At 58.6% G+C, this 23,706-nt stretch carries 22 protein-coding genes and 2 pseudogenes; 16 read left to right on the top strand and 8 right to left on the bottom strand.

Annotated features, from left to right (window positions below):
- Positions 1-36 precede the first annotated feature (36 nt).
- On the top strand, positions 37-2,973 hold the full coding sequence (locus F7P80_RS11175; protein ID WP_151044796.1) for a phage tail tape measure protein: 2,937 nt from the start codon (positions 37-39) through the stop codon (positions 2,971-2,973).
- Here the strand turns inward: F7P80_RS11175 and F7P80_RS11180 are convergent.
- Positions 2,970-3,221 carry a ligand-gated ion channel gene (locus F7P80_RS11180; protein ID WP_151044798.1) on the bottom strand — a complete coding sequence of 84 codons (252 nt, stop codon included), beginning with the start codon at positions 3,219-3,221 and terminating at the stop codon, positions 2,970-2,972. The genes F7P80_RS11175 and F7P80_RS11180 overlap by 4 nt on opposite strands.
- Before the next feature lie 26 nt (positions 3,222-3,247).
- Here F7P80_RS11180 and F7P80_RS11185 point away from each other — a divergent pair, with 26 nt between their 5' ends.
- From F7P80_RS11185 to F7P80_RS16770, 12 genes are all read left to right on the top strand, one after another.
- The gene (locus tag F7P80_RS11185; RefSeq protein WP_249041446.1) at positions 3,248-3,604 is read left to right on the top strand and encodes a hypothetical protein; all 357 of its coding nucleotides are present in this window, start codon (positions 3,248-3,250) and stop codon (positions 3,602-3,604) included.
- Positions 3,601-4,065, top strand: a complete 465-nt coding sequence (locus F7P80_RS11190; RefSeq protein ID WP_054067860.1) for a DUF1833 family protein — start codon at positions 3,601-3,603, stop codon at positions 4,063-4,065. The genes F7P80_RS11185 and F7P80_RS11190 overlap by 4 nt, the downstream gene beginning before the upstream one ends.
- Position 4,066: 1 nt before the next feature.
- A complete protein-coding gene (locus F7P80_RS11195) occupies positions 4,067-4,462 on the top strand; it encodes a hypothetical protein (protein WP_151044800.1) in 396 nt (131 codons plus the stop codon).
- On the top strand, positions 4,453-10,251 hold the full coding sequence (locus F7P80_RS11200; RefSeq protein ID WP_151044802.1) for a host specificity factor TipJ family phage tail protein: 5,799 nt from the start codon (positions 4,453-4,455) through the stop codon (positions 10,249-10,251). Before F7P80_RS11195 ends, F7P80_RS11200 begins: the two co-directional genes overlap by 10 nt.
- The gene (locus F7P80_RS11205; RefSeq protein ID WP_151044804.1) at positions 10,248-10,685 is read left to right on the top strand and encodes a phage tail assembly chaperone; all 438 of its coding nucleotides are present in this window, start codon (positions 10,248-10,250) and stop codon (positions 10,683-10,685) included. The genes F7P80_RS11200 and F7P80_RS11205 overlap by 4 nt, the downstream gene beginning before the upstream one ends.
- Complete coding sequence (locus F7P80_RS11210; RefSeq protein ID WP_151044806.1) at positions 10,685-11,437, top strand: hypothetical protein; 753 nt, start codon at positions 10,685-10,687, stop codon at positions 11,435-11,437. The genes F7P80_RS11205 and F7P80_RS11210 overlap by 1 nt, the downstream gene beginning before the upstream one ends.
- Positions 11,434-12,600: a phage head spike fiber domain-containing protein gene (locus tag F7P80_RS11215; RefSeq protein WP_151044808.1), complete on the top strand. Its 1,167-nt coding sequence runs from the start codon at positions 11,434-11,436 to the stop codon at positions 12,598-12,600. Before F7P80_RS11210 ends, F7P80_RS11215 begins: the two co-directional genes overlap by 4 nt.
- Positions 12,597-12,884 carry a hypothetical protein gene (locus tag F7P80_RS11220; protein WP_151044810.1) on the top strand — a complete coding sequence of 96 codons (288 nt, stop codon included), beginning with the start codon at positions 12,597-12,599 and terminating at the stop codon, positions 12,882-12,884. The genes F7P80_RS11215 and F7P80_RS11220 overlap by 4 nt, the downstream gene beginning before the upstream one ends.
- Positions 12,884-13,177 (top strand): hypothetical protein, encoded by a 294-nt coding sequence (locus F7P80_RS11225; RefSeq protein ID WP_151044812.1) that lies wholly within the window; start codon positions 12,884-12,886, stop codon positions 13,175-13,177. Before F7P80_RS11220 ends, F7P80_RS11225 begins: the two co-directional genes overlap by 1 nt.
- A 65-nt stretch (positions 13,178-13,242) precedes the next feature.
- On the top strand, positions 13,243-13,659 hold the full coding sequence (locus tag F7P80_RS11230; protein ID WP_249041447.1) for a hypothetical protein: 417 nt from the start codon (positions 13,243-13,245) through the stop codon (positions 13,657-13,659).
- Positions 13,656-14,012 carry a M15 family metallopeptidase gene (locus F7P80_RS11235; RefSeq protein WP_211372018.1) on the top strand — a complete coding sequence of 119 codons (357 nt, stop codon included), beginning with the start codon at positions 13,656-13,658 and terminating at the stop codon, positions 14,010-14,012. The genes F7P80_RS11230 and F7P80_RS11235 overlap by 4 nt, the downstream gene beginning before the upstream one ends.
- On the top strand, positions 14,009-14,503 hold the full coding sequence (locus tag F7P80_RS16770; RefSeq protein ID WP_282959035.1) for a lysis system i-spanin subunit Rz: 495 nt from the start codon (positions 14,009-14,011) through the stop codon (positions 14,501-14,503). Before F7P80_RS11235 ends, F7P80_RS16770 begins: the two co-directional genes overlap by 4 nt.
- Positions 14,504-14,982: 479 nt before the next feature.
- Here F7P80_RS16770 and F7P80_RS11245 read toward each other — a convergent pair whose 3' ends face one another.
- Complete coding sequence (locus F7P80_RS11245; protein WP_170265369.1) at positions 14,983-16,353, bottom strand: recombinase family protein; 1,371 nt, start codon at positions 16,351-16,353, stop codon at positions 14,983-14,985.
- 93 nt (positions 16,354-16,446) lie between these two features.
- Here F7P80_RS11245 and F7P80_RS11250 point away from each other — a divergent pair, with 93 nt between their 5' ends.
- Both F7P80_RS11250 and F7P80_RS11255 read left to right on the top strand, forming a co-directional pair.
- Positions 16,447-16,836 (top strand): type II toxin-antitoxin system RelE/ParE family toxin, encoded by a 390-nt coding sequence (locus tag F7P80_RS11250; protein WP_170265370.1) that lies wholly within the window; start codon positions 16,447-16,449, stop codon positions 16,834-16,836.
- Positions 16,817-17,173, top strand: coding sequence for a helix-turn-helix domain-containing protein (locus tag F7P80_RS11255; RefSeq protein WP_127774814.1), 357 nt, complete (start codon positions 16,817-16,819; stop codon positions 17,171-17,173). The genes F7P80_RS11250 and F7P80_RS11255 overlap by 20 nt, the downstream gene beginning before the upstream one ends.
- A gap of 336 nt (positions 17,174-17,509) precedes the next feature.
- Here F7P80_RS11255 and F7P80_RS11260 read toward each other — a convergent pair whose 3' ends face one another.
- Positions 17,510-19,420: a nuclease-related domain-containing DEAD/DEAH box helicase gene (locus tag F7P80_RS11260; protein WP_151044818.1), complete on the bottom strand. Its 1,911-nt coding sequence runs from the start codon at positions 19,418-19,420 to the stop codon at positions 17,510-17,512.
- On the opposite strand from F7P80_RS11260, the gene F7P80_RS11265 reads away from it, so the two are divergent.
- Positions 19,377-19,874, top strand: coding sequence for a hypothetical protein (locus F7P80_RS11265; protein ID WP_211372020.1), 498 nt, complete (start codon positions 19,377-19,379; stop codon positions 19,872-19,874). The two genes, F7P80_RS11260 and F7P80_RS11265, sit on opposite strands and share 44 nt — an antisense overlap.
- Positions 19,875-20,014: 140 nt before the next feature.
- Here the strand turns inward: F7P80_RS11265 and F7P80_RS11270 are convergent, their stop codons facing one another.
- From F7P80_RS11270 to F7P80_RS11285, 5 genes and pseudogenes are all read right to left on the bottom strand, one after another.
- Positions 20,015-20,488: a hypothetical protein gene (locus F7P80_RS11270; protein WP_151044822.1), complete on the bottom strand. Its 474-nt coding sequence runs from the start codon at positions 20,486-20,488 to the stop codon at positions 20,015-20,017.
- Positions 20,485-20,856: a site-specific recombinase resolvase gene (locus tag F7P80_RS11275; RefSeq protein WP_151044824.1), complete on the bottom strand. Its 372-nt coding sequence runs from the start codon at positions 20,854-20,856 to the stop codon at positions 20,485-20,487. The genes F7P80_RS11270 and F7P80_RS11275 overlap by 4 nt, the downstream gene beginning before the upstream one ends.
- Positions 20,856-21,878 (bottom strand): annotated as a pseudogene (locus F7P80_RS16915) (recombinase family protein); the annotation flags it as partial. The gene F7P80_RS11275 and the pseudogene F7P80_RS16915, both read right to left, overlap by 1 nt.
- Before the next feature lie 42 nt (positions 21,879-21,920).
- A pseudogene (locus F7P80_RS16920) lies at positions 21,921-22,772 on the bottom strand (DEAD/DEAH box helicase); the annotation flags it as partial.
- Positions 22,673-23,584, bottom strand: coding sequence for a helix-turn-helix transcriptional regulator (locus F7P80_RS11285; protein ID WP_151044826.1), 912 nt, complete (start codon positions 23,582-23,584; stop codon positions 22,673-22,675). The gene F7P80_RS11285 and the pseudogene F7P80_RS16920, both read right to left, overlap by 100 nt.
- Positions 23,585-23,706 lie beyond the last annotated feature (122 nt).

Here is a 23,706-nt window from a genome sequence, read left to right on the forward strand (position 1 = left end):
CCCGCTTCGGCGGGTTTTTGCATTTCTGGAGCGCTTATGACGCAAGACGTAGCAGCCATTGGCATCAAAGTTGACACAGACGGCGTAGAGCGCGGTATTAAAAGCCTGGAGCAGTTGATTGGCGTTGGCCCCAAGGTTGAGCAGTCGATGGATCGGGTCAATGCCGGCGCGCGAAAGGCTGGGCAGGGTCTGCGGGGTATAGATGGCGACGATGCTGCGCGAGAGCTTGGGCGTGTTTCTGGTGCAGCACAGAAGTTGGGCGGTGCACTGACAGCCATTTCTGCAACTGCTGCGGCACTGGCGGTGCGTGAGATCAGTGGCGCGGCAAAGGAGATGTTTTCCGAGCTGTACGCCGCGAGCGCGCAGCTTGAGCGCTTCAAGATTGGTCTTGATTTCGCATCTGGAGGCAATGGCGCGGCAGAGCTACAGTATTTGCGCAACATCACCAAGGACCTTGGCTTGGAGTTTGCCAGCACCGCCCAGGCGTACCAAGGCTTTCAAGCAGCTGCTAAAGGCACTGCATTAGAAGGGCAAAAGGCAAAAGACGTATTTGAATCCATTGCCAAGGCATCAGCTGTAATGGGTTTGTCAGCCGACCAAAGCTCAGGCGTGTTGCTGGCATTGCAGCAAATGGTGTCAAAAGGCACTGTGCAGGCCGAGGAGCTGCGCGGGCAGCTGGGCGAACGCCTGCCTGGGGCATTCCAAATCGCCGCAAAAGCGATGGGTGTTACTACCGCCGAGCTTGGCAAGATGCTGGAGCAAGGGCAAGTCGTGGCAGATGACTTTTTGCCAAAGTTTGCCGATGCATTGAATAAGCATTTGGGTGATGCAGCAGAGAAAGCAGCCAATCGCCTGGATGCGGCAACCAATCGCTATGCCAGTGCCATGGATCGGATGAAGGCGAACCTTGGCGATTCGGGCGTGAGCCAGTTTTGGGAAGGACAGATCAACATCCTGACGGATGCCATGGATGATGTCTCCCTCTCCATGGAGCAGGCGCGCAAAGATGGCGATGGATTCACAGGGCAGATGCTCTCCGCAGCGGGTGCGGTAATGCGATTCCTGAATCCGGTCAATGCTGTGAGCTATGAGGTCCAAAATGTAAGCGTGAAGCTAAAGGAGGCGGAAGATCGCCTAGCTGCCCTTGCTGCGCGTGGCGCGCAAAAAAGCAGCAATTTAATGCTGCGTGAGGCATACAACGACGCTCAGCGCTATGTTAACAAGCTGCGCGAGGCCAAAGCTGCGCAGGATGCCCTGACTGGCACGGTGTCTACCTCTGAGGCACTCCGCGATGCCGAGGCAGGCAACACACGCGGCAATCGCGTTAACTACTATCGAGAGCTGAATGCCGCTCAGCAAAAGCTCCTGGACATCTCTGCCCGTGACAATGGCATCACCAAGCAGTTCACCGACGACCTGAACACCTACGCAAAGGCGCTAGAGGTCGGCGCTATGTCGCACGAGCAGTACACAGCAGCCGTGACCAAGCTCAACGCCGAGCGCGCAAAGAGCCTTCAAAGGCGCAATGGTGGCAACGACGGAGCCAGGGACGCCGACCGCCTCAATGCCGCCTTGCACCAGTCTGCTGTTGCACAGATTCAGTCCTCCCTGCGTGAGCTGACCAGCGCTTACAGCGTGTCTGAATCCGTCATGGAGGCCAGCCGCAGCGCTGGCTTGATGAGCGAGAAGGAATACTACGATGCCAAGCGCAGCTTTATTGAACTGAACAAGCAGGCGCAGCTTTCTGCTCTGGCCGAGGAAAACGCCGCACTGCAGGCGCAATCACTGGCTGGCGCAGAGGCTGTTGCACGTGACCAGCGCATTGCAGAGAACCGCTCCGAGATGGCGCGCATTGCGCTGGAGGCTACAGGCAAGCTGCAGGTGCTCAATATTGAGCAAACAGCGTCTGCCAAGCAGCAAGAGGCGGCGCTGCTGGCTGCAAAGCAGGCGGCAGATGAGTACATCGACTCGATCAGCCGCGCTAGCTCCATTGCTGTGAGAGGCGTTGGGCGCGGGGACCGCTGGCGCTCGGATGAGCAGGGGCGGCTTGGTGTGGCGGATCGCTTTGCAAATGATCGGCGAGACCTCGCAAACCAGCGCGCCCTTGCAGAAATGCAGGCCGGGGGCGCACTTACTGCCGAGGTGGCAAAGCAGTACGACGACCGCCTTGCCATCATTACAGCAGCAGAGCAGCAGGCTTTGGCGGTTTACGAGCAAGGCGTAGCTGCACGCATTGCCGCCGAGTCCGACTGGCGCAACGGCGCAACCAGAGCGTGGGAGAACTACGCGGACACTGCAGCCAACGTCGCAGAAAGCACGGCCAGCTTATTCACCAAAGCCTTTCAGGGTATGGAGGATGCGCTGGTGTCGTTTGCAATGACCGGCAAGATGGACTTTACAAGCCTTGCCAACTCGATCATTGCAGACATCATCCGCATCCAGATTCGTGCCGCCATGGTGGGCAGCGATGGGCAGGGCGGCCTGCTTGGCACTGTGATGAATGGCGTGATGAGTATGTTTGGCGGCGGCGCTGCGGCTACGGCGACATCGGGCGGCAATGCAGGCCAAGGGCTGAAGATGCCTAAAAACCTTTGGACTGGTGGCTATACCGGTGATGGCGGCAAGTACGAGCCTGCAGGCATCGTGCACAAAGGTGAGTACGTCATCAACGCTGCTGCCACCAAGCGCCTGGGCCTTGGCTACCTCAATAGCCTCAATGGCTATGCCAATGGCGGGTTGGTTGGGGGTGGTGGCAGTGCTGCAGCGCCTGGGCAAATCGCAAAGGTTGAAATCATCAACAACGGCGAGCCTATGCGTGTGCAAAGCGCTAGCTTGGAGGCTGGCGTGATGCGAGTGGTGGTAGAGCAGGCAGCAGCGCTGGCTGCCCCCATGGCTGTTCGCGCTGCAGCATCACAGGTAGCGGGGCGGCATGGCGATATGCACCAGGCACTGCTGCAGCGAGATCGTGGTTAATCGTTTTTTACAAGCGTCAGTCCATCTGGGCCGCGACCAAATTCTGCATTGACGATTGCGATGTCAATTGGGCCTGTGGAATGTTCGCTCGGCGTGATTCCAAACATTTGCCCCGGCAAGACGGTGATGTGAATCTTTGTGCCATCCCCCATCGTGAGCTCGTAGTCGGTCTTGACGTTTGTACGGATGTACGTCGTTTCGCCTATTTTGAATTCATGCGACCCAGTGAGATTGGCTTTATCAGTCATGGCTTGAATGGAGAAAAGGGATAAATATGGCAGCACTACCAAGCTATGTAAAGCTGCTCAGAGACGGTGCCGGGCGAGAGTTTGACCCCGGCGTTGTTGTTTCTGAGATGGAAAAAGGCCTGCCCAAGATGCGGGTCGGGCAAAGCAGGGTGGTCGTCCATGTGGCGGCCACTTTGTTTTTTACGACCCGGCAAGACGCGGTGGCGTTTGAGGACTGGTACTTCGACGCCATCAAGCGCATCGGCTGGTTTGACTGGTACGACAGCCTTTATGGCATCACCCGCAGCGTGCGGTTCAAGGGCGGGGACATTGGGCAGCTGCAGCCGCTGGCAGCCCGTTACGGTCACTCCAAGCGCTCGGTGACACTGGAGTACCTGCGATGACAGAAACCTTTCGCACTCGCAACCAGCGCCTGCATGACGACGTGGGCTATGTGGAGCTACTGGAGGTGACCAACCCCAGCTTCTCTGGCCCCATGCATATCTGCAATGACGTGCAGGACTTTGTGAGCCGTGGCACCAGCTACATCGCGCTGCCGTTTCGCTTCACGCTGCCAGATGACGTATCCGGTCAAGCGCCGCGCATGCAGCTACAGATGGACAACGTGGGCCGCGGCTTCAGCGATGAGCTGGAGCGCTTGCAGCCGGGCACAACCACCATGGCCAAGCTGATCATCGTGGCGCGCGACCGGCCAGATGAGCATGTGCACACATTCTGGCTGCCCATGACGCAGATCAGCATCACCGGCGCTGCCGCATCTGCCACCTGCAGCGTGGACCACCTGAGCCGCCAGGCCGCCTGCAAAGTGATTGCAGACCCGTTCACCTTGCCGGGGATTTTCTGATATGGACCTGGACCGCTTTATTGGCTTGCCGTACTGCCCGCGCCGCATGGACTGCGCCGACCTGGCAATCCTTGTGCAGCGCGAGCTGTTCGGCAAAACCGTGTTTCTGGCTGGCAAGCGTCCACGGCCTTTGCACCCTGCAGAGCAAGACGCGGCCATTGATGCCTACCGCGACCAGCTGGCCGACCCCGTAGAGCACCCGCAAGACGGCGACGCCGTGCTGATGCGCGAGCCGGGCGCAGCCACCGCAGGCCACATTGGCACCTTTTTCTTTATCAACTACGCGCCGCACGTGTTGCACACAGCCGCCTGGATGCAAGGGGGCAGCACGCTGCACCGCTTGCAGGACTTGTCCAGCCTTGGGCTGACTGTGGAAGGGTATTACCGATGGAAGTGACCAAAGCTGAGATTGACGCCGTGCTGGATGCACAGGGCCGCTTTGTCTGGACACCCAACGCGCTGACGCTGGACGGCCAAAAGAATATCCCCTGTGATCTGCAAGAGGGTGAGAGCCTGCTGGCATTCCTGCGCCGTCACGTCCCCGGCATTGAGTCTGGCGCGTGGGCTGTGAGCATTGGCGGCGCTGTGGTGCCGCGCCGTATGTGGGCCAAGACTTACCCCAAGAACGGCATGCACATCGCGTGTCGTGCAACCGTGGGCAAGCAAGTTGTGCAGCTGGTGGCGGTTGCTGCGCTCGCATGGTTTGCACCTTGGGCTGCGGGAAAATTGGCTTTGACAGGCTTTGCTGCATCGGCTTTTTCTGCTGGTGTTTTTATTGCAGGCTCTATCGTCATTAACAAAGTTCTGGGCCCCAAGGTTCCGAAGGCAGGCGATGGCATGGCCGCTGCACGCGAGGTGCACAGCCTGCGCAGCCAGCGCAACAGTGCCCGCGCCTATGAGCCCGTGCCAGTGCTGTGGGGCGAGATGCGCGTCACGCCGGACCTGGCCAGCCAGCCCTACACCTGGCACCAGTCTGAAGATCAGTACCTGAGCACCATCTTGCTTGGCGGCATCAACGTGCACAGCGCGGCTGATCTGGCCATTGGCGACACACCCATCAGCAGCTACCAAGATGTAGATGTGTACTACAACGGGTTTTCTGGCATGCCAAACCAGAAGATCCCCTTGTCCAGCAACATGGACAGCCTGGCTGGTGGCGCCATTGATGATGATGAAACCTGGGTCACGCGTACCAGCTCGCCTGGCGCAGTCCAGCTGGCGGTTGACCTTGAGTACGTCATGTACTTGCAGGGGAACAAGGGCTTGCTGTGGGCGCACTCTGACATCACAGTGCAATACCGCAAGGTAGGCACGTCTGAATGGCGCGTGCTGACAGGTTCTGTCAAGCGGATTGGCAACAACAAGGCAGAGCCCCGCCGCGTGACGTGGCAGCAGCCTGTTGATGAAGGCCAGTACGAAGTCCGCATGAAGCAAAAGAAGGTGGCGCGCACTGACCAGAATGGCACGAATGGCTTTCGCCAAGTGTCCTGGGTGTCGCTGCGCTCTACGCAGCCAGACAATACGGACTACAGCGCATTTGGCCGCATTGGCATAAAGATCAAGGCCACTGGCCAGCTGTCGGGTGCACTCGATACCGTGCGCGTCACCTACCGCGCCAAGCCAATGCCCGTCTGGAATGGCTCGGCATGGGTGACAGCAACCACGCGTGAAAACGGCCTTTCCAACCCTGGCGCCATCATCTTGCAAACCCTGCGCGGCATTTGGCACAAGGGCAAGCTGCAGTTTGGCTTTGGCCTGAGTGATGACCAGATTGACATGGATGGCCTGAAGGCATTCATGCTGCATTGCACGGCCAAGGGCTACACCTACGACAAGTGGATCACCGGCAGCATGAGCCTGCAGGAGTTCTGCCAAGAGGTGGCATTGGCGGGCATGGGGGAGTTTTCATGGACGGACGGCAGCCGCCCCACCGTGGTGTTTGTCTCTGCGGGCCAGCCTGTGTCTGCTGTGGTCAATATGGCCAACATGCTCAAAGCCAGCTTCAGCGTGTACTACGCGCTGAGCAATGCGGCTGACGGTATCGAGTACCAGTATGTGGATCGGGCGAAGAACTGGGAAACTCAGACACTGCGCGTAGCAGCGCCCGGCGTTACCACGGCGCTCAATCCCGCGCGCATCAAAGGCGAGGGCGTGACCACCGAGGCCCATGCCGCCATCATGGCGCGCTACCACCTGGCGCAGTCGCTGTACCAGTACAAGACCATTCACTTTGGCGCAGACATTGAGCACCTGGACTACCGCCGCTTGAGCGTTCTGTCTGTGAGCCACGACCTCACCCAGTGGGGCTACGGTGGCCGCGTGATGGGTGCTTGGCGCAGCGGTGGGCAGGTGCTCATCCAGCTGGATGAGCCTGTGCCGCCGCTGCCCTCGCCACACCTTGGACTGCGTTTGCCCGGCGACCGCGACTACCGCGTGTTTGCCGTGCAGGCGCTGGCACAGGCCAGCGACACACTGGTGCTGACTACCGCATGGCCTGCTGGCGTAGCTCTGCCCGGTGAGAGTGACGATGCGCACGACACGCTGTGGTGCTACGACTTTAAAGCCACCCCCGGCTACCGTGTGCGAGTGGTCGGCATGGAGCCTGAGCAAGACCTCAAGGGCGCCAAAGTCACCTGTGTGCCAGAGGGCCCAGAGTTCTGGGACTACGTGCTCACCGGCACTTATGTGCCTGCGCCCAGCCAGACCGTGCTGCCGCAGCATGCCCGTGCGTCTGTCAAAAACCTGCGCGTGACAGAGCATGTCAACGTGCAGGGTGACACCGAGTGGTACGAGCTTTCAGCCCTGTGGGATGCGGAAGGCGACTACGACCACGCCCAGGTGTGGGCAGGTGTGGACGGCTCAGAGCTGCAGCTGGTCGATGCCAACGCCGTGGGCAGCCGCACACGCTTTCGTATTGATGGGCCGGGTGAGTGGCTGGTAGAGGTGCGCCCCTTCAATGCTGGTGGCCAAGTGGGGCAGTCTGCTGCGGTGCTTTACATCACAACTATGGTGCAACGTGCTCCGCGCAATGTGGATCAGTTCACTGTGCAAGAGCTGGCCGGTGGTCTGCGCCGCTTTGCGTGGCAGTACACAGGCGACAAGCCGCCAGCACTTGCAGGCGTGCAGATTCGCTATGTGCCTGGTGACGTAGCACTGAGCACGGCCATGTGGGATGACATGACCCCGCTGGGCCAGCCTGACGATGTATACAAAGCGCAGTTTGAGACCACCCGCCCCGAGGCTGGTTTGTGGACCTTTGGCATCCGAGCCATTGACACTGCGGGCCAGCTTTCTTCTGGGGTGGTGCGCTTTGTAGCCAACCTGGGCGATAGCTTTGAGCAGGTGCAGCAGCCAGACGTGACACCGCCACCTGTGCCAACAGGCCTGGCTGCCACTGGTGCATTTGCCACGGTGCAGGTGAGCTGGGATGCGCCGGACTACACCCAAGGCCACGGGCACAGCCGTACTGAAGTGTGGGCTGGCGCGACAGCAGACCGCGCGGACGCCACTAAGGTTGCGGAAGCCTATGCTGGGCCTGCATCGTTTGAGTGGACGCTGGGCAGCACTGCTTATGTCTGGGCGCGCAATGTCACGCAAGACGGTGTAGCTGGCGACTGGGCAGGCCCGGTGGCTGCGCAGACCGCGCAAGACGCGGCTGCCCTGGGTGAGGTGCTCAAAGGCCAGATCACCCAGAGCCAGCTGCATGAAGACCTGTCTGGCCGCGTTGACATGATTGACGTGCTTGATGTAGGGCGGCCAGAGCTGGGTGTTGCCACAGGCTTGATTCAAGCCACGGCCGCCCTGGCTGCTGCCGATGTGCAAAAGCGCGACGAGATTGACGCTGCAGCCCGGCAAGCACTTGAGGCATTGCTGATAGCAGACAGGGCGCTGGAGCGCATCACGGACGCTGGGGTTTATGTAGACCCAGACACCGGCACGGTAAAGATCGCAGGGCTTGAAGCCACGCGTGATGAGGTCACGCAGCTGGAGGTGCTGCTGGATGCAGTGCAGGGCCAGTTGGCGCTCAAAGCCACCACCGCATACGTAGACGGCAAGATTTCTGAAGCAGTACTCAGCCCCGCAGACCTGCTGCTGTACGAAGGCCTGGATGCACGCGTGACCTCGGTGACGCAGGCGCTCAACAGCGTCAACGGCCAGCTGGCTCAAAAGGCCAGTGCGGCAGAGCTGACGCAAGCGCTGGTGCGGCTGACCACGGCTGAAAACAATCTGGATGCCCTGTCTGGCCAGATCGCTTTGCGCGTTACACGCTCGGAGTGGGAGTCTGCGCAGCAGGGGCTTGAAAACCGTATATCTAGTGCAGAGGTAACTCTCAATGCGCTAGATGTGCCAAGCATTACGCAAACTGTGATTGCCACACGTCGCCTGGACAAGGCGGCAGAGGCGCTGCTGCGTGACATTCTGACGGGTGAGCGCAATCGCTCTGAGGCAGCAGAGGCTCTGGCTTTTGCGCGGACTGAGCTGAGTGCGGCCATCACCGAAGGTTTGCAAGCTGAAGCGCAGCAGCGTCAGCAATTAGCCGCAAGGCTGGATCAGGAGGACGCCGCGTTGCTTGCCCTTGTCGAGCAGGAGCAGCAGGCCCGAGTAAGTGGCGACCAGGCAGAGGCTGCTGCACGTCAAACACTGGCTGCCACCGTCTCCAGCAATCACAGTGCTGCCTTGGCTGCTGCGCAAGCGGCAAGTGATGCAGCAGGCAGCAAGGGCAAGGTGATCTTCGGGTCGTCTGCACCGGCTGTGGCTGACCGATTGGCGCAAAACTTGTGGATTGACACCACGGGTGGTGCCAATACGCCCAAGCGCTGGAATGGGTCTGCATGGGTAGCAGTCACTGACAAGGCGGCCACCGATGCGGCTGCCGCGGCGGCACAGGCGCAAGCCACTGCCAACAACGCTGTGGCTGCCATTCAGACGGAGCAAAGTGTGCGCGCAAATGAGACGGGGCACTTGGGTGCTCAGTACACCGTGCGCATGCAGCTTGGCCAAGGTGGGCAGCAGGTAATCGGCGGCTTTGGCTTGTCGGGCACCTCCAGCCAGACCGCAGGCGCGCGTATCGATTTCGGCGTGCTGGCCAACAGCTTTTGGGTGGCAGCACCTAACGGCTCCGGCGTGGCCAACGTCAAGCCCTTCAGTGTGCAGACAACAGCGCAGACCGTGAATGGCGTGGTTGTGCCAGCTGGCGTCTATATGGATGCCGCGTACATCAACAACGTCACTGCACTGTGGGGCCGCTTCGGTACGCTGGTGGCTGACAAGATTCAAGCCACCGCCATCAGCGCTGGCCAGCTCACGGCAGGCAATGGCGTCATTGGTGGCAGCTTGAAGTCGTCCAACTATGTGTCTGGCTCTAGTGGCTGGACATTGCGCCCAGACGGCGTAGCAGAGTTCTCCGGCGTGATCGTGCGCGGGACTGTCTACGCAACCTCTGGCACGGTGGGTGGGTGGAGCATTGGCTCTAACTACTTGCGCTCCAGCAACTACCAGGCTGGCGTGCGCGGAGTGAATTTCGGCAGCGATGGCTCTGTGGAGATCCGCAGCACTGATGGCACTCGCGCGTTCAACCTGCAGGCCACGGGCAGTCAGCCTGTGCTGTCTGTGCCGGGGCTGTCAATCCTTGGCAATGGCTCGGCCAGCTTCTCAGGTGCGCTCAGCGGCGCAAGCGGCAGCTTCAGTGGCACCTTGACTGCTAGCAACATCATCAACACATCACATTTGGTGAATGGCGCTGTATCAAGCTCTGTGGCTTCATATGAAACGGCCGTCTTGAGCTTCCGGTACGACACGGAGACCACTGTCGCGACAGTGCATGTGGGCACGTCTGGGGGCAAGGTGCTGATCTTGGCGGGTCTAAGTCTTGAAGTGGCCAATGGTCGCATCACCAGCTCCTACAACCCGCGCTGCACGGTGCGCTTGAGGCGTAACGGCTCGGAGGTGCGCAGGCTGGAGATTCGTGGAGAGTACGGAGCAGCCAGTCAGCTGGAGGCCCCGTCTATGCGCTACGGGTACGCCACTTGGATCAAAGAAGGGCCTGTGGCATTGCTGCCCATGGTCGATACACCGCCCAGCGGCACCAACACCTACACCATCACTTTGACGGTCGCAGGTATGGACACAGACGTAAACATCACCGTGCGGCACCGCAGCATGTCCGCGATGGAGCTAAAGCGATGACACAAATTTGCATCACCGTACTTGATGCACATGGTGCGCCCGTGCGCGAGCTGTCTGGCTCCGTTGATCAAGTGGCGCTCAACCTTGAGCCAGGCAGCACCTTTATTGAGGGGCACGCTGCAGGCGACTGGTGGGCAGATGGCGTGTGGCACACCAAGCCGGAGCGCCCCAGCCCTTTGGCCACTTGGGACTGGCAGACACATCAGTGGGTGACAGACGCTGATGCAGAAGCCGCAGCCGCTTGGGAGCATGTGAGAGCACAACGCGACCAGCTGCTGGCTGCTACCGACTGGCGCGTCGTCAGAGCGCAAGAGCATGGCGTGCCGCTTGATCCTATCTGGATCGTCTACCGGCAGGCCTTGCGCGACATCACGCTGCAGACAGATCCGCACAACATCATTTGGCCGCAAACACCGGCAGAAGGGAGTGAGTAATGGGGTGGTATAGAACCGGCACCGCAACGGTGACCAACAACAGTACTGCAGTCACGGGCGTGGGCACAGACTGGCTAGAAGGCGCAGCCCTTGGCGAAACCTTCCTCGGCCCCGACGGCCAGTGCTACGAAATCACGCAGATTTTGAGTGCGACCAGCATGCGCATCAGCCCCAACTACAAGGGCTCGACAGCCGCTGCACAGTCTTACGCCATCATGCCCACGCGAGGAGACTTGGCAGAGCTCACAGCCGATGCTGCAGAGCTGATTGCCAGTTACGCAGCCATTCGGGATGGCGCAGGCAAGGGCAAGTTCGCCGCAGGCACAGTAGCCGCCCCCAGCTTGCGCGGAACTGCTGATGAAAACACCGGCATCCGCTTTGCCGGTAACGACATCCTGCAGCTCATCACCGGCGGCGTAGTGCGGCTACAGATTGCAGCGGATGGCACGCCCACCGGGGTGTTTGTGGAAAAGCTGCCTGTGAGCACCGCCACGCAGACCGCCATCGACAACCTGGCTGCAGCCTGCGTTGCGCTGGCGAATGTGGGCTCAGCTCCTGGTCAGCTGCCCAGCAATCAGCATCTGGGCACCTTGGCGTTTCTCGATGTGCTTGGTGCCACGCAAGTGACACAGCACACCCGCGATAGCCAGCCCGGTGATGTATGGCATGAGTGGGTCAGCAACACCCAGCTCAGAAAGAAGTTCCACGGCCTTGACGGAGTGATCCGCACCCTCACGGAGACTTACGCATGACAGCGATTGCAGATTTGCCAGATATTCGCCCCAGCCTGCTGCTGGATTTTGCAAACTCCGGGCGTGTTGACCCGCGTATTCAATGTACCCGCGCAAGTAGCGCTACGTGCTATGGGCCTGACGGTAAATTGCGGGTAGTGCCTGCGAATACGCCGCGCATTGATTATGACCCTGAGACGGGGAAATGCTTGGGGCTTTTGGTGGAAGAGTCGAGGACTAACCTCGTCTACCCTTCAGTTATCCCTTCAGGAAAGGGTGTGGTATTCAGGAAGGTACAGCTTAATGGTAATACAACGGCAGTAAGTGGCATTCCTTCACCTGACGGTTCAAATAATGCTGTTTCAATTACTGGCGCAAGTAATAGTACAAACAGTTCTGGTATGGATAATCTTCGATTACTGGCCGTTATTCCTCTGGAGAATGTTGGTTATTCAGTAAGTTTCTATCTTAAGTCTGCAGTCACAGTAACCGTAAGAGAGGCGTCAAGTGGGACGAATGTATCTTTCGCACCAAGTAGCAAGTGGACCAGAGTAAGTGCCGTTTTTACACCAACATCTCCTAATCAAAACATCATCATCACCTCAGCAGGTGGTGCTGAGTTTTCGTTATTTGGACTACAGGTAGAGGTCGGCTCCTTCCCCACAAGCTACATCCCCACAGAAGGTAGTGCAGTGACGAGAGCTGCTGACTCGGTCAGTGTGCTGTATGCGCAGTCGAAGGTAAAAGGTGCAATGCTGGTCAGTGGCCAGTTTCTTGGTGCCCCTAGCTCGGGCTTTTCATTCCCTCTACGTGCCAGAGGCCCAGTTGCTCAAGCGTATATTGGTGCCCCTTACGTAATTGCCTCAAACAACTCCATGGTGAGAAGTGGCTATACACGGGGCGTAGAAGGCGGCGCGGTTAGTGCTATTCCACCAGGAGCTGCAGTCACGCGAGGAGGAGACTTCCGTGCATGCATCTCTTGGGGCGACGATGTAATCAGGTCTGGGTTTCTTGGGGCAGTTTCTCCAGACGTAGCAGCTACTAAAGCTATCGAAGACACAACCCACCTAGACCTTATGACAAACTCGCCAGCGGCAGGGGTGGCTGGTGCTATTTATATTTCAAGAGTTGCTCTGTACAGCAGAACACTAACAACTCAGAACGTGCAAAGGCTCACAGCATGAAATTCCTACGCTTTATTTCCGAGTCCGCAGCCCGCGCCGCATTCTCTGAATATCTGACTGAAGATAATGATTGGCCTGCATATATTGGCAGTGCTGCAGTCGATGTAATTGGAGTTATTTGCCGCCCTACAGGTGTAATGCTTAAATCAGCAGAGGGTGAATATTCAGAACTGGCACCGCTGCCGGGCTTTCACATCAACTTGAGCGACAGCGTGCCTGGGCTTGAACAATATGAGATCGAGCAGCCCAGCACACCAGCGCGTGTTTTCTTTGGAGCTGCATGATGGACTTCACGCCTCTGATTCACGCCCTGATTGCAGTTGCTGCACAGCTTGCAGTCGGAAAAGTCACCGGCAACTGGTGGCTGGGCGGTGCTGCTGCCTGCATCTGGTGGATAGCCCGTGAGCACACGCAAGCCGAGTACCGCTGGATAGAGCAGTTCGGCCTCGGCCTGCGCGCCAATATGCCTCAGTGGGGTGGTTTCGACCCCCGCATCTGGAATGTGCCAAGCGTGCTGGATTGGCTGGTGCCAGTCATAGCCTGCCTTTTGATCTACGCACTCATGCGCAACAAGTAGCCCGCTCAAAGCGGGTTTTCTTTTATCCATGCCCCGCATTGCCGGGGCTTTTTCATTTCAGAAAGATGAACATGGAACCAACTTCAAGCGCGGCCGGTGGCGTCATCGGCTGGAAGCTGCTGGCCTGGGCCTTTGGGGTCGGAGGTGTTGCTGCAGGCTTGGCCACTATCGTCGTCATGTGCATGACAACGCCGCGCAGCATGCGCGAATGGGCAGTGGCGCTGATCAGCACGCTGGTGTCGAGTCTCTCGCTGGGCTCGCTGGTGGTGCTGTGGCTCGACGTGCACGAAGAACTGCTGGTGCCGGACCCGACAGCAAACATGCTGGCCATGGTGGCTATCGGCGGGATCATGTTCGCCTGCGGGCTACCGGGCTGGGCCATTGTGCGCATGGCATTCACTGCGATCGCAAAGCGGGAAGGGCGCGACTTGGTCGAAGTGATCCAAGAGCTGCGCAGTGTAAAGAAAGGTGGTGACGCATGAGCACTATGACACTCGGCCAGAAGCAGCGCCTGTTCACCAAGCTGGTGGCGCAGCTGATCCAGTATGCATACGCGCAGGGCTATGAGCTGACCCTGGGTGACGCATACCGCGATCCACGTGTGCACGGGGATGTGGGCGTGAAGAAGTCGTACAGCTCGGCCAACTCTGCGCATAAGCAGCGCTTGGCCATCGACTTGAACCTGTTCAAGGGTGGCGTGTACCAGACAAGCACTGAGGCACACAAGCCGCTGGGCGAATACTGGAAGTCGCTGCACCCGGAATGCCGCTGGGGCGGGGACTTCAGCACGCCGGACGGCAATCACTACAGCATGACGCACGAGGGGCGGGCATGACCAAGGCAAAACTGATCTGGGCCGTCGTTCTGGCGGCTTTTCTTTTTGGGGCAGGGTGGGTGAGCAATGGCTGGCGGCTGTCTGACCAGCATGCCCAAGAGCTTGCCAAGCGTGACCGGGAGGCCTTGGTCATGGCTGAGGCAGTTAAGCAAATCGGCATCGAGGCAGGCAAAGTCATTGCCGCTGCTGATGCAAAAGGGGTGAAGGAGATTGCAGATGCGAAAGCTGAAACTGAGCGTGTGCGCAGGTGCATCGCTGCTGGTACTTGCGGGGTGTGGATCAAATCCAGTGCAGCCGGTGGTGGCGTGCCCGGTGATTCAGGCTCCGGCAGCCTGGGCAATGCAGCCAGCGGAATCACCGGCGAAGCTGCAAGCCGTGTTCTCGATCTCTGGGATGCAGTCGACACAGATGCCGCAAAGCTCGGCTACCTCCAAGCCTACGCCGAACAGTGCTGGCGGTCTGGGGTTGAAGCCAGCAAATTGACCAAATAAGAAACCCCTCTGGCTTCGGCTGGAGGGGGCTTTTTTGTTTTGTGGGTTGTCACTAACAATTACAAATTACCCGCCATCTTGCAATGTGCGGACGCTGGTTCAATTGAGTAGAGGGGAATTGAAGCACACAAGCTTGTGTGTTGTTGTGCTGCTTTGTGGGTGCAGAATGGCGAAATCACACCGATTTCACACCGATGGAGTTAAGTGCTTGTTTTTATTTGAATGCACGCGGGTTCAATTCCCGCCAGCTCCACCACTATTTGAAAAACCAACCGTTCTCGGTTGGTTTTTTTTCGCCCGTTCCCCCCAGTGTTGGCGCGGTTTTCGGGCCTGGCCTCGCGAGCGCTCTCGAGGAACATCCCTTATAAATCAATGACTTGAGACGCTATGTTTTGGAATGGCTACTGGTCTGGAGAACCGAGAAAAAATATGAAGCCGCGTCCGCAAGCTAACAGGGCTGCCACCAAACCAATGGCCGCTCACACGGGCTTTTCTGGCCGGTAGTGCTCGCGCAGCAAGGTTTCCCAGCCTTGTTGGCTCCACCGGAGCTGCATCTGATCGGGATACAGAGTGACCTGCTGGACAAGGTTCAGCATCAGTTGCGCTTGGGTCTTGTCGATGAACATGCCCCAAACGTCATCCAACTGCTTCATGGCGGCCAGGGCGAGGTTTCTGTCGAAAACCGGCTCGCCCTGGTGCCCGTCCAACAACGTGTCCAACAACAGCGACGGGTCGCGAAGCCGCTGCCGAATCTGGTCGGTGACGATCTCGTGCAGCACAGCGCACGGCAGGTTTTTTGGATGAGGTTCTGAGTCATCGGGCTGATCGCCAGTTGGTGCCGTGTAGTAGCGATAGCGTTTGCCTTTGCGCGACGAAGATTCGAAGCAGCCGAACGCCCGTCCGTCATGCCAAAACAATCGCCCTGCCAGAGGGAAGTCCAGAAGATCGCGGTCTTGATTGGATGTCCCTTTGCGACGCGCCCGTTGTTCCATCACTTCGTGCACTCGATTCCAGAGCGCTAGATCCACAATTGGCCGGTGCTGGCCACGGTGCCACTCACCCTCGTAATAGACCTCGCCGATCAGCACCCGGTTGTTTAGCAGACGGTAGGCTGCGTTGCGATCAAATAGCCCGCCACCGCGTTTTTTCCGATCCCGGGTCACCCAGCTTTTGGTCTTGTAGCCACGCTGTTGCAGAAATTCGACCAGCGCACTCATCGAGCCCAAGTCAAGGAAGCGCTGGAAAATGTCGCGCACCATCGCCGCTTCGGCGTCGACCACGGCGAGGCGTTGCTCGTGGTCAATCCGGTATCCGAGTGGTGCCGCAGAGCCCTGCCAGCGTCCGCTGGCGCGGGTGGCCGTCAATTTCTCGCGCGTGCGCTCGCCGATTAGTTCCCGTTCAAACTGAGCGAAGCTGGTCAGCAAGTGCAGGCTCAGCCTTCCCTCGGGCGATTTGGTATCCAGCGGTTGAGTCACACTGACCAGCCGGATACCGGGGATGGTGAACAGGGGCAGTAAAGTCTCGAGGTCGAAAATGCTACGGCTCAGGCGGTCAAAACGATGTACCACGACCACATCGATCTGGTCGGACTGCATGTCATCGAGCAGGCGGCGCAGTGCTGGGCGTTGCAGGTTCCCCCCGGAGTAACCGTTATCGGCATATACCCCATCGAGGGCCAGCCAGTTTTTGTGACGGTGCGCTTCAATGAAGGCCCGGCAGGCTTGGGTTTGCACCTCGATGGACGGCATCTGCTTATCCTGCCCGTCCTCCACCGACACGCGCGCATACACCGCGCAACGCAGCGGGCACGGCGCGGTGGGTCGGGCAAGGGCGGCGAGTTCATCCTCCATGAACAGCATCATTCCAGATCATGGGAGTAGCAGCCAGCAATGGGTCAAGACATGGATTTGACTCCATATGGCATTCAAGCCATAATTCCCCGCATGACTTGGACCGTTCTCTTTCATGACGCCTTTGACACGGAGTTCAGCGACCTGAAAGAGGATCTGCAGGACGAACTGCTGGCGCACGCCCGGTTGTTGGCCGAATTCGGTCCGAACCTGGGACGCCCCACGGTCGATACGCTCAAAGGGTCGCGCCACACCAATATGAAGGAGTTGCGCTTCTCGTGGAACGGTCAGGTCTGGCGGGTGGCATTCGCGTTTGATCCCCAACGACAGGCCATCCTGCTGGTTGGGGGCGACAAGGGCGGCGCGGATCAGCGCCGGTTTTACAAACGCTTGATCCAAGTCGCCGATGAGCGCTACGACGAACACGTGGGCAGTTTGGCCCAGCAGAGCAAGGAGAACCATCATGGCAAGAAAACTCGATGAGGTCATGGCTGCGCTGCCCAAAGAGCGCCAGCAGCGGGTGGAAGCGCGCGCCATGGAACTGGCCACCCTCAAGGATCTGCGCCTGGCAGCTCAGCAAACGCAGGAGCAACTGGCCGCCACGCTGGGCGTGGGTCAGGACACCATCTCGCGGCTGGAAAAGCGTAGCGACATGCTGCTGTCTACCCTGCGTCACTACGTGGAAAGCATGGGTGGCAAGCTGGAGCTCGTGGCGCAGTTTCCCAACCGCCCGCCAGTGGTGATCGAGCATCTCGGCGTGGATGCAGGCCGAGATCACAAGCCGGCTGGCGCTGGTCGCCGGGCTCGAGCAACGGCCTGATCTCCGGGCTTGCGGACGGTTTCCGACAAGCTACGGACGGTGATTCATATTCGGAATTGCCACCATTTACCAAAATCCCAACCCTTATCCGGTTGGGATTTTTTTGCCCGTTCCCCCTGTGTTGGCGCGGTTTCCGGTCCTTGCCTCTTGAGCACGCACCTCCGGAAGTCGCAGTTACCGGTGGACTTTTCGCCCTTTTCCTTTCTCTGTTCTCTGTTGCCCTCTTGAGCATTCAAGACCCAAATTCGTGGATTGACGCGGGTTTGCGGGTCGTTGGTTTGTTTCTTAGCCTGTTCGGGAGTGCGCGACCGAACCAGCGAAATACGCCTGCATTCTTTAGACCACAGTCATGTGCGTCTGGAAGAAGGGGCGAAAACTGCTTTCGGAGGAGTCGAATACCACTAAGTTTTTTTGCGCGCGGGTGATCCCCGTATACACCATTTCAGCTTCATCCTCTGGCGCGAGGATGCAGAACACGGTTTGCGCTTCTAGTCCCTTGAAGCTGTGAATGGTCGAGAGCTTGATCAAACCCGAGCTCTGCATGAAAAAGCACTTCTTGCGACGCCTGATCGTGTCAATTTCTTCCTTAAATTGCTCCGATTCCGGGTCCATCCTGGCAGTAAGTGCTGTTCTCTCTGCATCTTCCTCAAACATGACCTTTGTTTTCTCAAATTTTTTAAATGCCTCGTTCAGGGGTATCAGCCATTCCACTTTTGAACTGACCAACGCGATGTCATTGGGGTGCAGTTGGTATTCGCGGATGTAATTCTGGATTTTTTCGAAGATGAAGGCTGGGTCATAAGCTTTCCCGTATGTCTCATAGTTCAGTAGGTCATAGCGCATGCTGGCCTGGGTTGCTTTGACATCAAAGATCTCGGAATCAGCATATTTTCGGATCAGGTGCTGCATTTGGAAATTTCTAAACAAGTCTAGCAGAGCAGCATCTGCTGCAGATCGGTACGACTTTGTTAGTCGGACCCAACTTCCGAAGCCCAAAGCGATGGGAGATTCGCGGCTATCACTTGGCCGGTCGTAGATGTTCTGCGACTGATCCCCAAACAAAATCATTTCCCCGTTCTTGGCCAAGAAACAGTCACGAACGAGTTTGATCCATTCGGGATCGTAGTCTTGGACTTCGTCGATAAGGATCGTCTGATACTTCTCTGTCTCTACGCCTTTGAACAGACTCTTCATACCGAAAATTGTGTCGAGGTTGGTGCGCTGGGCTGGAGGGAGTTCGTCTATCTTAGATTTCAGGTTAATGCCGTAATTGTTCAGCTGGGAGCTGATGAAAGCGTGATAGTGGATGACTTCGTAAAAATCCCCGCTGCCACCCTGTAGTCGGCTGATCGTGTCGCGGATGTAGTGCCGCAGGGTAATGTTGAAGGTCAGGATCAATACCTGACTGCGGTGACGCGCATGAGCATTGATCGCACGCTGCGCGAGGATCGTTGTCTTTCCACAACCCGCAACTCCCTTGACTTTCGCGAACCCAGGCTTGCTCACGGTTAAGGCCTGCTGTTTCGCATCGAAGGCGACCATGATCCCTTGTTGCTGAGTGTGTACTGGGGGGCGCAATCTACGCGTGAAATCCTCGTAGATTTCCGGAGTGAACAGTGGGTGCTTCCCCCGCTTGTCAAACAGACCGATCTTCTTAGCAACATTGTCGTATCCCCACGACATTCCTAGATCCCGCTCCAGCTTGAAACGCGCGCGATTACACCAATCCATCTGTTTGTCATACTTAATCTGGCCGATGCTCTGCCGATCTTTGTTAAGTGACAGAGTACGCTCACGCACCTCGTCAAGCGCATTCCTGTAAAAAGCGTTTAACTGCTCACGACTCGCGCAGTGAAAGTAGACGCCGACCGCGATGAGGTTGTAGAAATTAGGATTCGTGAGATGTTGTAGCCCGAGAACAGGAAGGTGTAGGTTGAAGAGATTTTTTTTGTAGCGGAAAGCCTGTTGCTGAGGTGAACGAATCACACTGGTTTCGTAGCGCCATCGATTGTTGATATCGACTTCGTAGTGAGCCAGGTTCCAATCTTTGACCTCAATGACCAGGGCACCGCAGCCTGGTTTGATCACGATCACGTCGGGTCGGTCACCATCAAGGTAAGGGTTGAAGTAAACCTCGCACGTTTCATCAAGTGTGCTACTCAGAAGCATGAGTAGATGTCGTTCACCATCGGTGGGAGGGACTGTGAGCCTGTCTATGTTTTCAAGATCGGGAAAAAGTTTTGCCATTGGAGCAAAGAATTTATTGAGGATGAAAAAGATGATGAAACGTCTACTGGTAAGCGCGCTTTTGGTTATGTCGTCTTCAACGTACGCGGATTTGTTGCTGTTCGGCGGGAAGGGGCACGACGTTTTCTTGGGCTGCGTGGATTGCTCCTCTTACGACTCAAACTCCATTTGCAACGAGTACGGACAGTACGGCAGTGAGTATCGCGATTCCATCTGGAATGCGTACAGAGACTACGGGAGCGAGTACCGAGACACAAGCCCTTGGAACGAGTACACCACGAGCAAGAACGTCCCCGTTTTGGTAAGTAAGAAAGGGGATTTTTACGGCTACTTTACAATTAACGAGCATCGAGGAGACGCGGTGAGTTTCGCCGAATCCATGAAGAAAATGTTCGAGTATGCCAAGGGCGATCTGACTGTCGTCCGCAATCTTCTATGTGACGCTTTGCATTGAGTGACGGTGATTGCCGGCGTCACGCCTTTTGCGAACCCCCAGAGCCTAACCAAAAGGGCCCCACATGCGGGGCCGAAACACTGCTGAACGTACAATGCGTCCTGCGCTTGCCCCGTCTGTCACGATAGATGCCCGCTCATTTAATCGTTATATTTGAGAGGGTGGACGGAGTAATCCCAGAGGGTAGCCACTGGGCGACGCAGGACTGCGTCTAATGAAACCTCAGCAGAGGAGAAAAGGCGCTCAATTGTACAGGGCGCCAATAACGTCAACCGCATGACCCGACGCACCTGCGTCACGTCCATACCTTCGATCTGGGCTATCTCGGCCACAGACGCCACCCTCCCATCCTCCAGCAACCGCCGCCAGTAGTGCGCCAACCCCAGCGCCCGCATCAACGCGGTGTCCTGCGCGGTCGACCGGGCTTCCCGCTCCCGGGTGGCCTCGGACAGAAATTCCTGCGGCGCGTCCAAGGGCGTGATGACCTGCTTCTTCAGCCCCCGCTTCACCAGCGTCCAGGGCACGAAGGTTTCCAGTTGCACGCCGCCTGCCGGGTTCGGCAGTTGATAGGTGACCGGATCACCCTTGAACCGGCCCCGGTGCTTCTTGCTCATGCGTCCTCCTCAAAGCGCTTCACGATCTGGCGTTGCACCTCCCAATCCACCGGCAGCGGGTTGCGCTGGAACCAGATCAGGTTCATCCGGCGAGGCTGCCGCCCGGCCATCAGCAGTTCGAGGATGTCAGGCGCGAGCAGGGTCAGGCGCATCAGCTCGTTGGGCACCGATGGGTGCAACCCTTCTGCCCTGGCGATGTCCGATCCGCTCTTCATCACGCAGGTGTCCACGAGGCGCTGCCAGTAGAAACCGCGTGCCACCCCCTCCAGCAGCGTCACATCGTGGACGTGGCGCTCGTCGGCGGCCACGCGCCGCGCGCCCCGGCGGCGAAACGTCAGGGGCACGAAGGTTTTCAGTGTGTCGTCCATCAGGCTTCGACCTCCACCAGTTCCGCGCCGATGCCCCTTGGGGCAAACTCACCGACCAGGGCGTCCCAGCCCAGTTCACGCCACTTCACCTTGATGCCCTGCACCTCGCCGACGTGGACGAGGTCGATGCGCTCGATCATCAGGGTGGCGATGCGGTGACGCTCGACCGGGAACAGCTGATCCCACACGTCGTTGAGCCGTCCCATCGCCATCACCGTGGTGGCCTCGTCAACCTGTCCGCCGTTGCGCTGGATGTGGCGCACGACTGATGCGATGGATTCCGGGCTGGTCAGCACCGTGCGGATCTGGGCCACCACCGCTGCCTCGATCTCCGGCGCAGGCAGGCGCTCGTAGCTCTTGCCTGGTGCCCCGAACCGGCTTTCCGACTTGGACACGTAGTAGTGGTACTTGCGCCCGTTCTTGCGCGAGTAGGTCGGGTACATCCGTTCGCCCGAGGGGGCGTACAGCAGGCCGCGCAGCAAAGCGTCGGTGCGCGACCGGATCTTGGTTTCCACCGACCGGGCGTGCCCATCCCTGGCCAGCACCGTGTGGACCTTGTCCCAAAGCTCCTGGTCGATGATCGGCGGGTGAGCGCCGGGGTACCAGTTCCCCTTGTGCGACAACTTACCCAGGTAGATGCGGTTGCGCAACAACTTGTGCAGGTACTTCTTATCGATGCGCGTGCCGCTGCGGGTCTGGCCCTCCTGCGTCGTCTAGGCCTTGGTCGTGATGCCGTCGGCAGTCAGATTGACGGCGATCTGGGTTGGAGAACCAATGGTCAGCATCTCCTCGAAGATGCGACGCACCACCGCCGCCTCGGCCTCGTTGATGACCAGGAGGCGGTTATCGACGTCGTAACCCAGAGGCGGGACGCCGCCCATCCACATCCCCTTGCGCTTGGCGGCGGCGATCTTGTCGCGGATGCGCTCGCCGGTGACCTCCCGCTCAAACTGGGCGAAGGACAGCAGTACGTTGAGCATCAGCCGACCCATCGAGGTGGTGGTATTGAACTGCTGGGTGAGCGCCTTGCGCTCGGTGTACTTGATGTACTCCAGCACGTCGCGGCGCAGTGTGCGCTTGGCGAAACTGCCGAGACGCTCGCGCAGTTCGTCAAGGCCTGCTCCACTGTTCATGAACTGCTTGCGAAAAGCAGTTTCGTCGCCGAACAGGTGCTCGTCAATCAGCGTGGACAGGCCGTACAGCTCCATCAGCGAGTTTTGCAACGGCGTGGCGGTGAGCAGCAGCTTCCTGCGGCCTTGCAGTGCGCGCTTGAGCGCCTGCCCAGTGCGGTTACTGGCGCGGTGCGCATTGCGCAGCTTGTGCGCTTCGTCGATGACCACCACATCCCAAGGCACGGCCCGCAGCTCGGCTTCCAGCTTGGCAGCAAACTGGTAGGACATGATGATGACTGCCTTGCCAACTTGCCGTTGCAGGGTGGCGAACATGTCGCCAGCGGACTGCTTGCGCAGAGAAACGGCATCCACCACGGTGGTGGGCACGGCGAACTTGTCATGCAGCTCCTGCGCCCATTGCTTGCGCAGACTGGCCGGGCATATGACCAGCAGCCGACGACGGCGCTCGGCCCAGTACTGGCAAACTACCAATGCGGCTTCGATGGTTTTGCCAAGACCCACCTCGTCAGCCAGCAGTACGCCTTCCTGCAACGGGTTCCGAAGTGCGAACAGCGCCGCCTCGATTTGATGCGGGTTCAAATCGACGCTGGCATCGAACAGCGATTGGGAGAGGCGATCTACGCCATCGGCGGCGTGTCGCCGTGTCAGCTCGTGGGCGTAGTACTTGGCGTGGTAGGCGGAGATCAATCCTGACCTCCATCTGGCTCCCGACCAGGAATTACATAGCCTGGCGCCAACACCGCATTCTTCGCTCCGTAGAGCGCAAGATGGTCTTTCAGCCAAAGCCGGTACTCATGCCCGCGCAGGCTGTGGTCAGGAGAGCAGTCGACACTCCATTTGCGCAGGATGTATCCAGCCGTGGCAGCGCGCAGCTTCATCCGCAGCACGCCGTCGCGCATGCCGTAATCCATTTCGGTGATCTCCGGCTGGGGCTGGTCTGGGTGCGGCGCCAATTCCAGCTCGACGATTCGTGTCCACTGAATGTCCTGATCGCTCATCTCGTGGGGCTCTACTGACTGCCCCTTGAGCACCATCGGGCGCTTTATCCTGGTGATGACGAAATCCCGGAACTCCTGAGACTTCCGGTCGAAGGCGCGGACGTGCCAACGAAGGCCGTTGTCGATCAGCGCGAACGGGACGATCTCCCGCTCGGTACGGCCACTGGAAATGGAGTGGTACTCAATACCGAGCGGACACTCCTGGTGAATCGCACGTGTCACGCTCGCCAGCACATCCAGATCTGGATGCGTGAGCCGTGACGGGCTCTCGCTGGCCACCCACGCCTTTAGCCGCATCGGCTCGCCGTCGCCAAAGCCCTGGGTCAGCCACGACAGCACCCGCTCCGGGGGGAAGTCGAACACGGGCCGGAAGTCCGGCCCCAGGATGTAGGACTTGCCCTTGGGGTCGTAGTCGATGTTGCCCGGGGCCAACTCCTTGTACAGCGCCAGATCCCTGGATGCGGCGGCGGACTGGATGCAAAACCGCATGACCAAGTCCTGACGGCGTATCTCCCCGATGAAGCGCACGCGCAACTCCACGAACGCGAGCCGGTCGCGTTGTGGCTGGGTCAGATCTGCAAGCTGTTCGTTCGACATCCTGGCTGGCTCGTTCGGGTTAGCGAATGCTTTTGCTGGTTATTGCGGAAAGTATATGGTCTGCCCTAGAATCTGTCTATGAATTGATTTTGATGCGTGTATACGTCGCTTTGTGATAACCA

The organism is Comamonas kerstersii (genome assembly GCF_008801935.1).
GTDB classification, from domain to species: Bacteria; Pseudomonadota; Gammaproteobacteria; order Burkholderiales; family Burkholderiaceae_C; genus Comamonas; species Comamonas kerstersii.

Bases quoted from the DNA above. Each gene is read 5' to 3' on its own strand.
- F7P80_RS11175 (WP_151044796.1), top strand. From the start codon at position 37: ATGACGCAAGACGTAGCAGCCATTGGCATCAAAGTTGACACAGACGGC.
- F7P80_RS11180 (WP_151044798.1), bottom strand. From the start codon at position 3,221: ATGACTGATAAAGCCAATCTCACTGGGTCGCATGAATTCAAAATAGGC.
- F7P80_RS11185 (WP_249041446.1), top strand. From the start codon at position 3,248: ATGGCAGCACTACCAAGCTATGTAAAGCTGCTCAGAGACGGTGCCGGG.
- F7P80_RS11190 (WP_054067860.1), top strand. From the start codon at position 3,601: ATGACAGAAACCTTTCGCACTCGCAACCAGCGCCTGCATGACGACGTG.
- F7P80_RS11195 (WP_151044800.1), top strand. From the start codon at position 4,067: ATGGACCTGGACCGCTTTATTGGCTTGCCGTACTGCCCGCGCCGCATG.
- F7P80_RS11200 (WP_151044802.1), top strand. From the start codon at position 4,453: ATGGAAGTGACCAAAGCTGAGATTGACGCCGTGCTGGATGCACAGGGC.
- F7P80_RS11205 (WP_151044804.1), top strand. From the start codon at position 10,248: ATGACACAAATTTGCATCACCGTACTTGATGCACATGGTGCGCCCGTG.
- F7P80_RS11210 (WP_151044806.1), top strand. From the start codon at position 10,685: ATGGGGTGGTATAGAACCGGCACCGCAACGGTGACCAACAACAGTACT.
- F7P80_RS11215 (WP_151044808.1), top strand. From the start codon at position 11,434: ATGACAGCGATTGCAGATTTGCCAGATATTCGCCCCAGCCTGCTGCTG.
- F7P80_RS11220 (WP_151044810.1), top strand. From the start codon at position 12,597: ATGAAATTCCTACGCTTTATTTCCGAGTCCGCAGCCCGCGCCGCATTC.
- F7P80_RS11225 (WP_151044812.1), top strand. From the start codon at position 12,884: ATGGACTTCACGCCTCTGATTCACGCCCTGATTGCAGTTGCTGCACAG.
- F7P80_RS11230 (WP_249041447.1), top strand. From the start codon at position 13,243: ATGAACATGGAACCAACTTCAAGCGCGGCCGGTGGCGTCATCGGCTGG.
- F7P80_RS11235 (WP_211372018.1), top strand. From the start codon at position 13,656: ATGAGCACTATGACACTCGGCCAGAAGCAGCGCCTGTTCACCAAGCTG.
- F7P80_RS16770 (WP_282959035.1), top strand. From the start codon at position 14,009: ATGACCAAGGCAAAACTGATCTGGGCCGTCGTTCTGGCGGCTTTTCTT.
- F7P80_RS11245 (WP_170265369.1), bottom strand. From the start codon at position 16,353: ATGGAGGATGAACTCGCCGCCCTTGCCCGACCCACCGCGCCGTGCCCG.
- F7P80_RS11250 (WP_170265370.1), top strand. From the start codon at position 16,447: ATGACTTGGACCGTTCTCTTTCATGACGCCTTTGACACGGAGTTCAGC.
- F7P80_RS11255 (WP_127774814.1), top strand. From the start codon at position 16,817: ATGGCAAGAAAACTCGATGAGGTCATGGCTGCGCTGCCCAAAGAGCGC.
- F7P80_RS11260 (WP_151044818.1), bottom strand. From the start codon at position 19,420: ATGGCAAAACTTTTTCCCGATCTTGAAAACATAGACAGGCTCACAGTC.
- F7P80_RS11270 (WP_151044822.1), bottom strand. From the start codon at position 20,488: ATGAGCAAGAAGCACCGGGGCCGGTTCAAGGGTGATCCGGTCACCTAT.
- F7P80_RS11275 (WP_151044824.1), bottom strand. From the start codon at position 20,856: ATGGACGACACACTGAAAACCTTCGTGCCCCTGACGTTTCGCCGCCGG.
- F7P80_RS11285 (WP_151044826.1), bottom strand. From the start codon at position 23,584: ATGTCGAACGAACAGCTTGCAGATCTGACCCAGCCACAACGCGACCGG.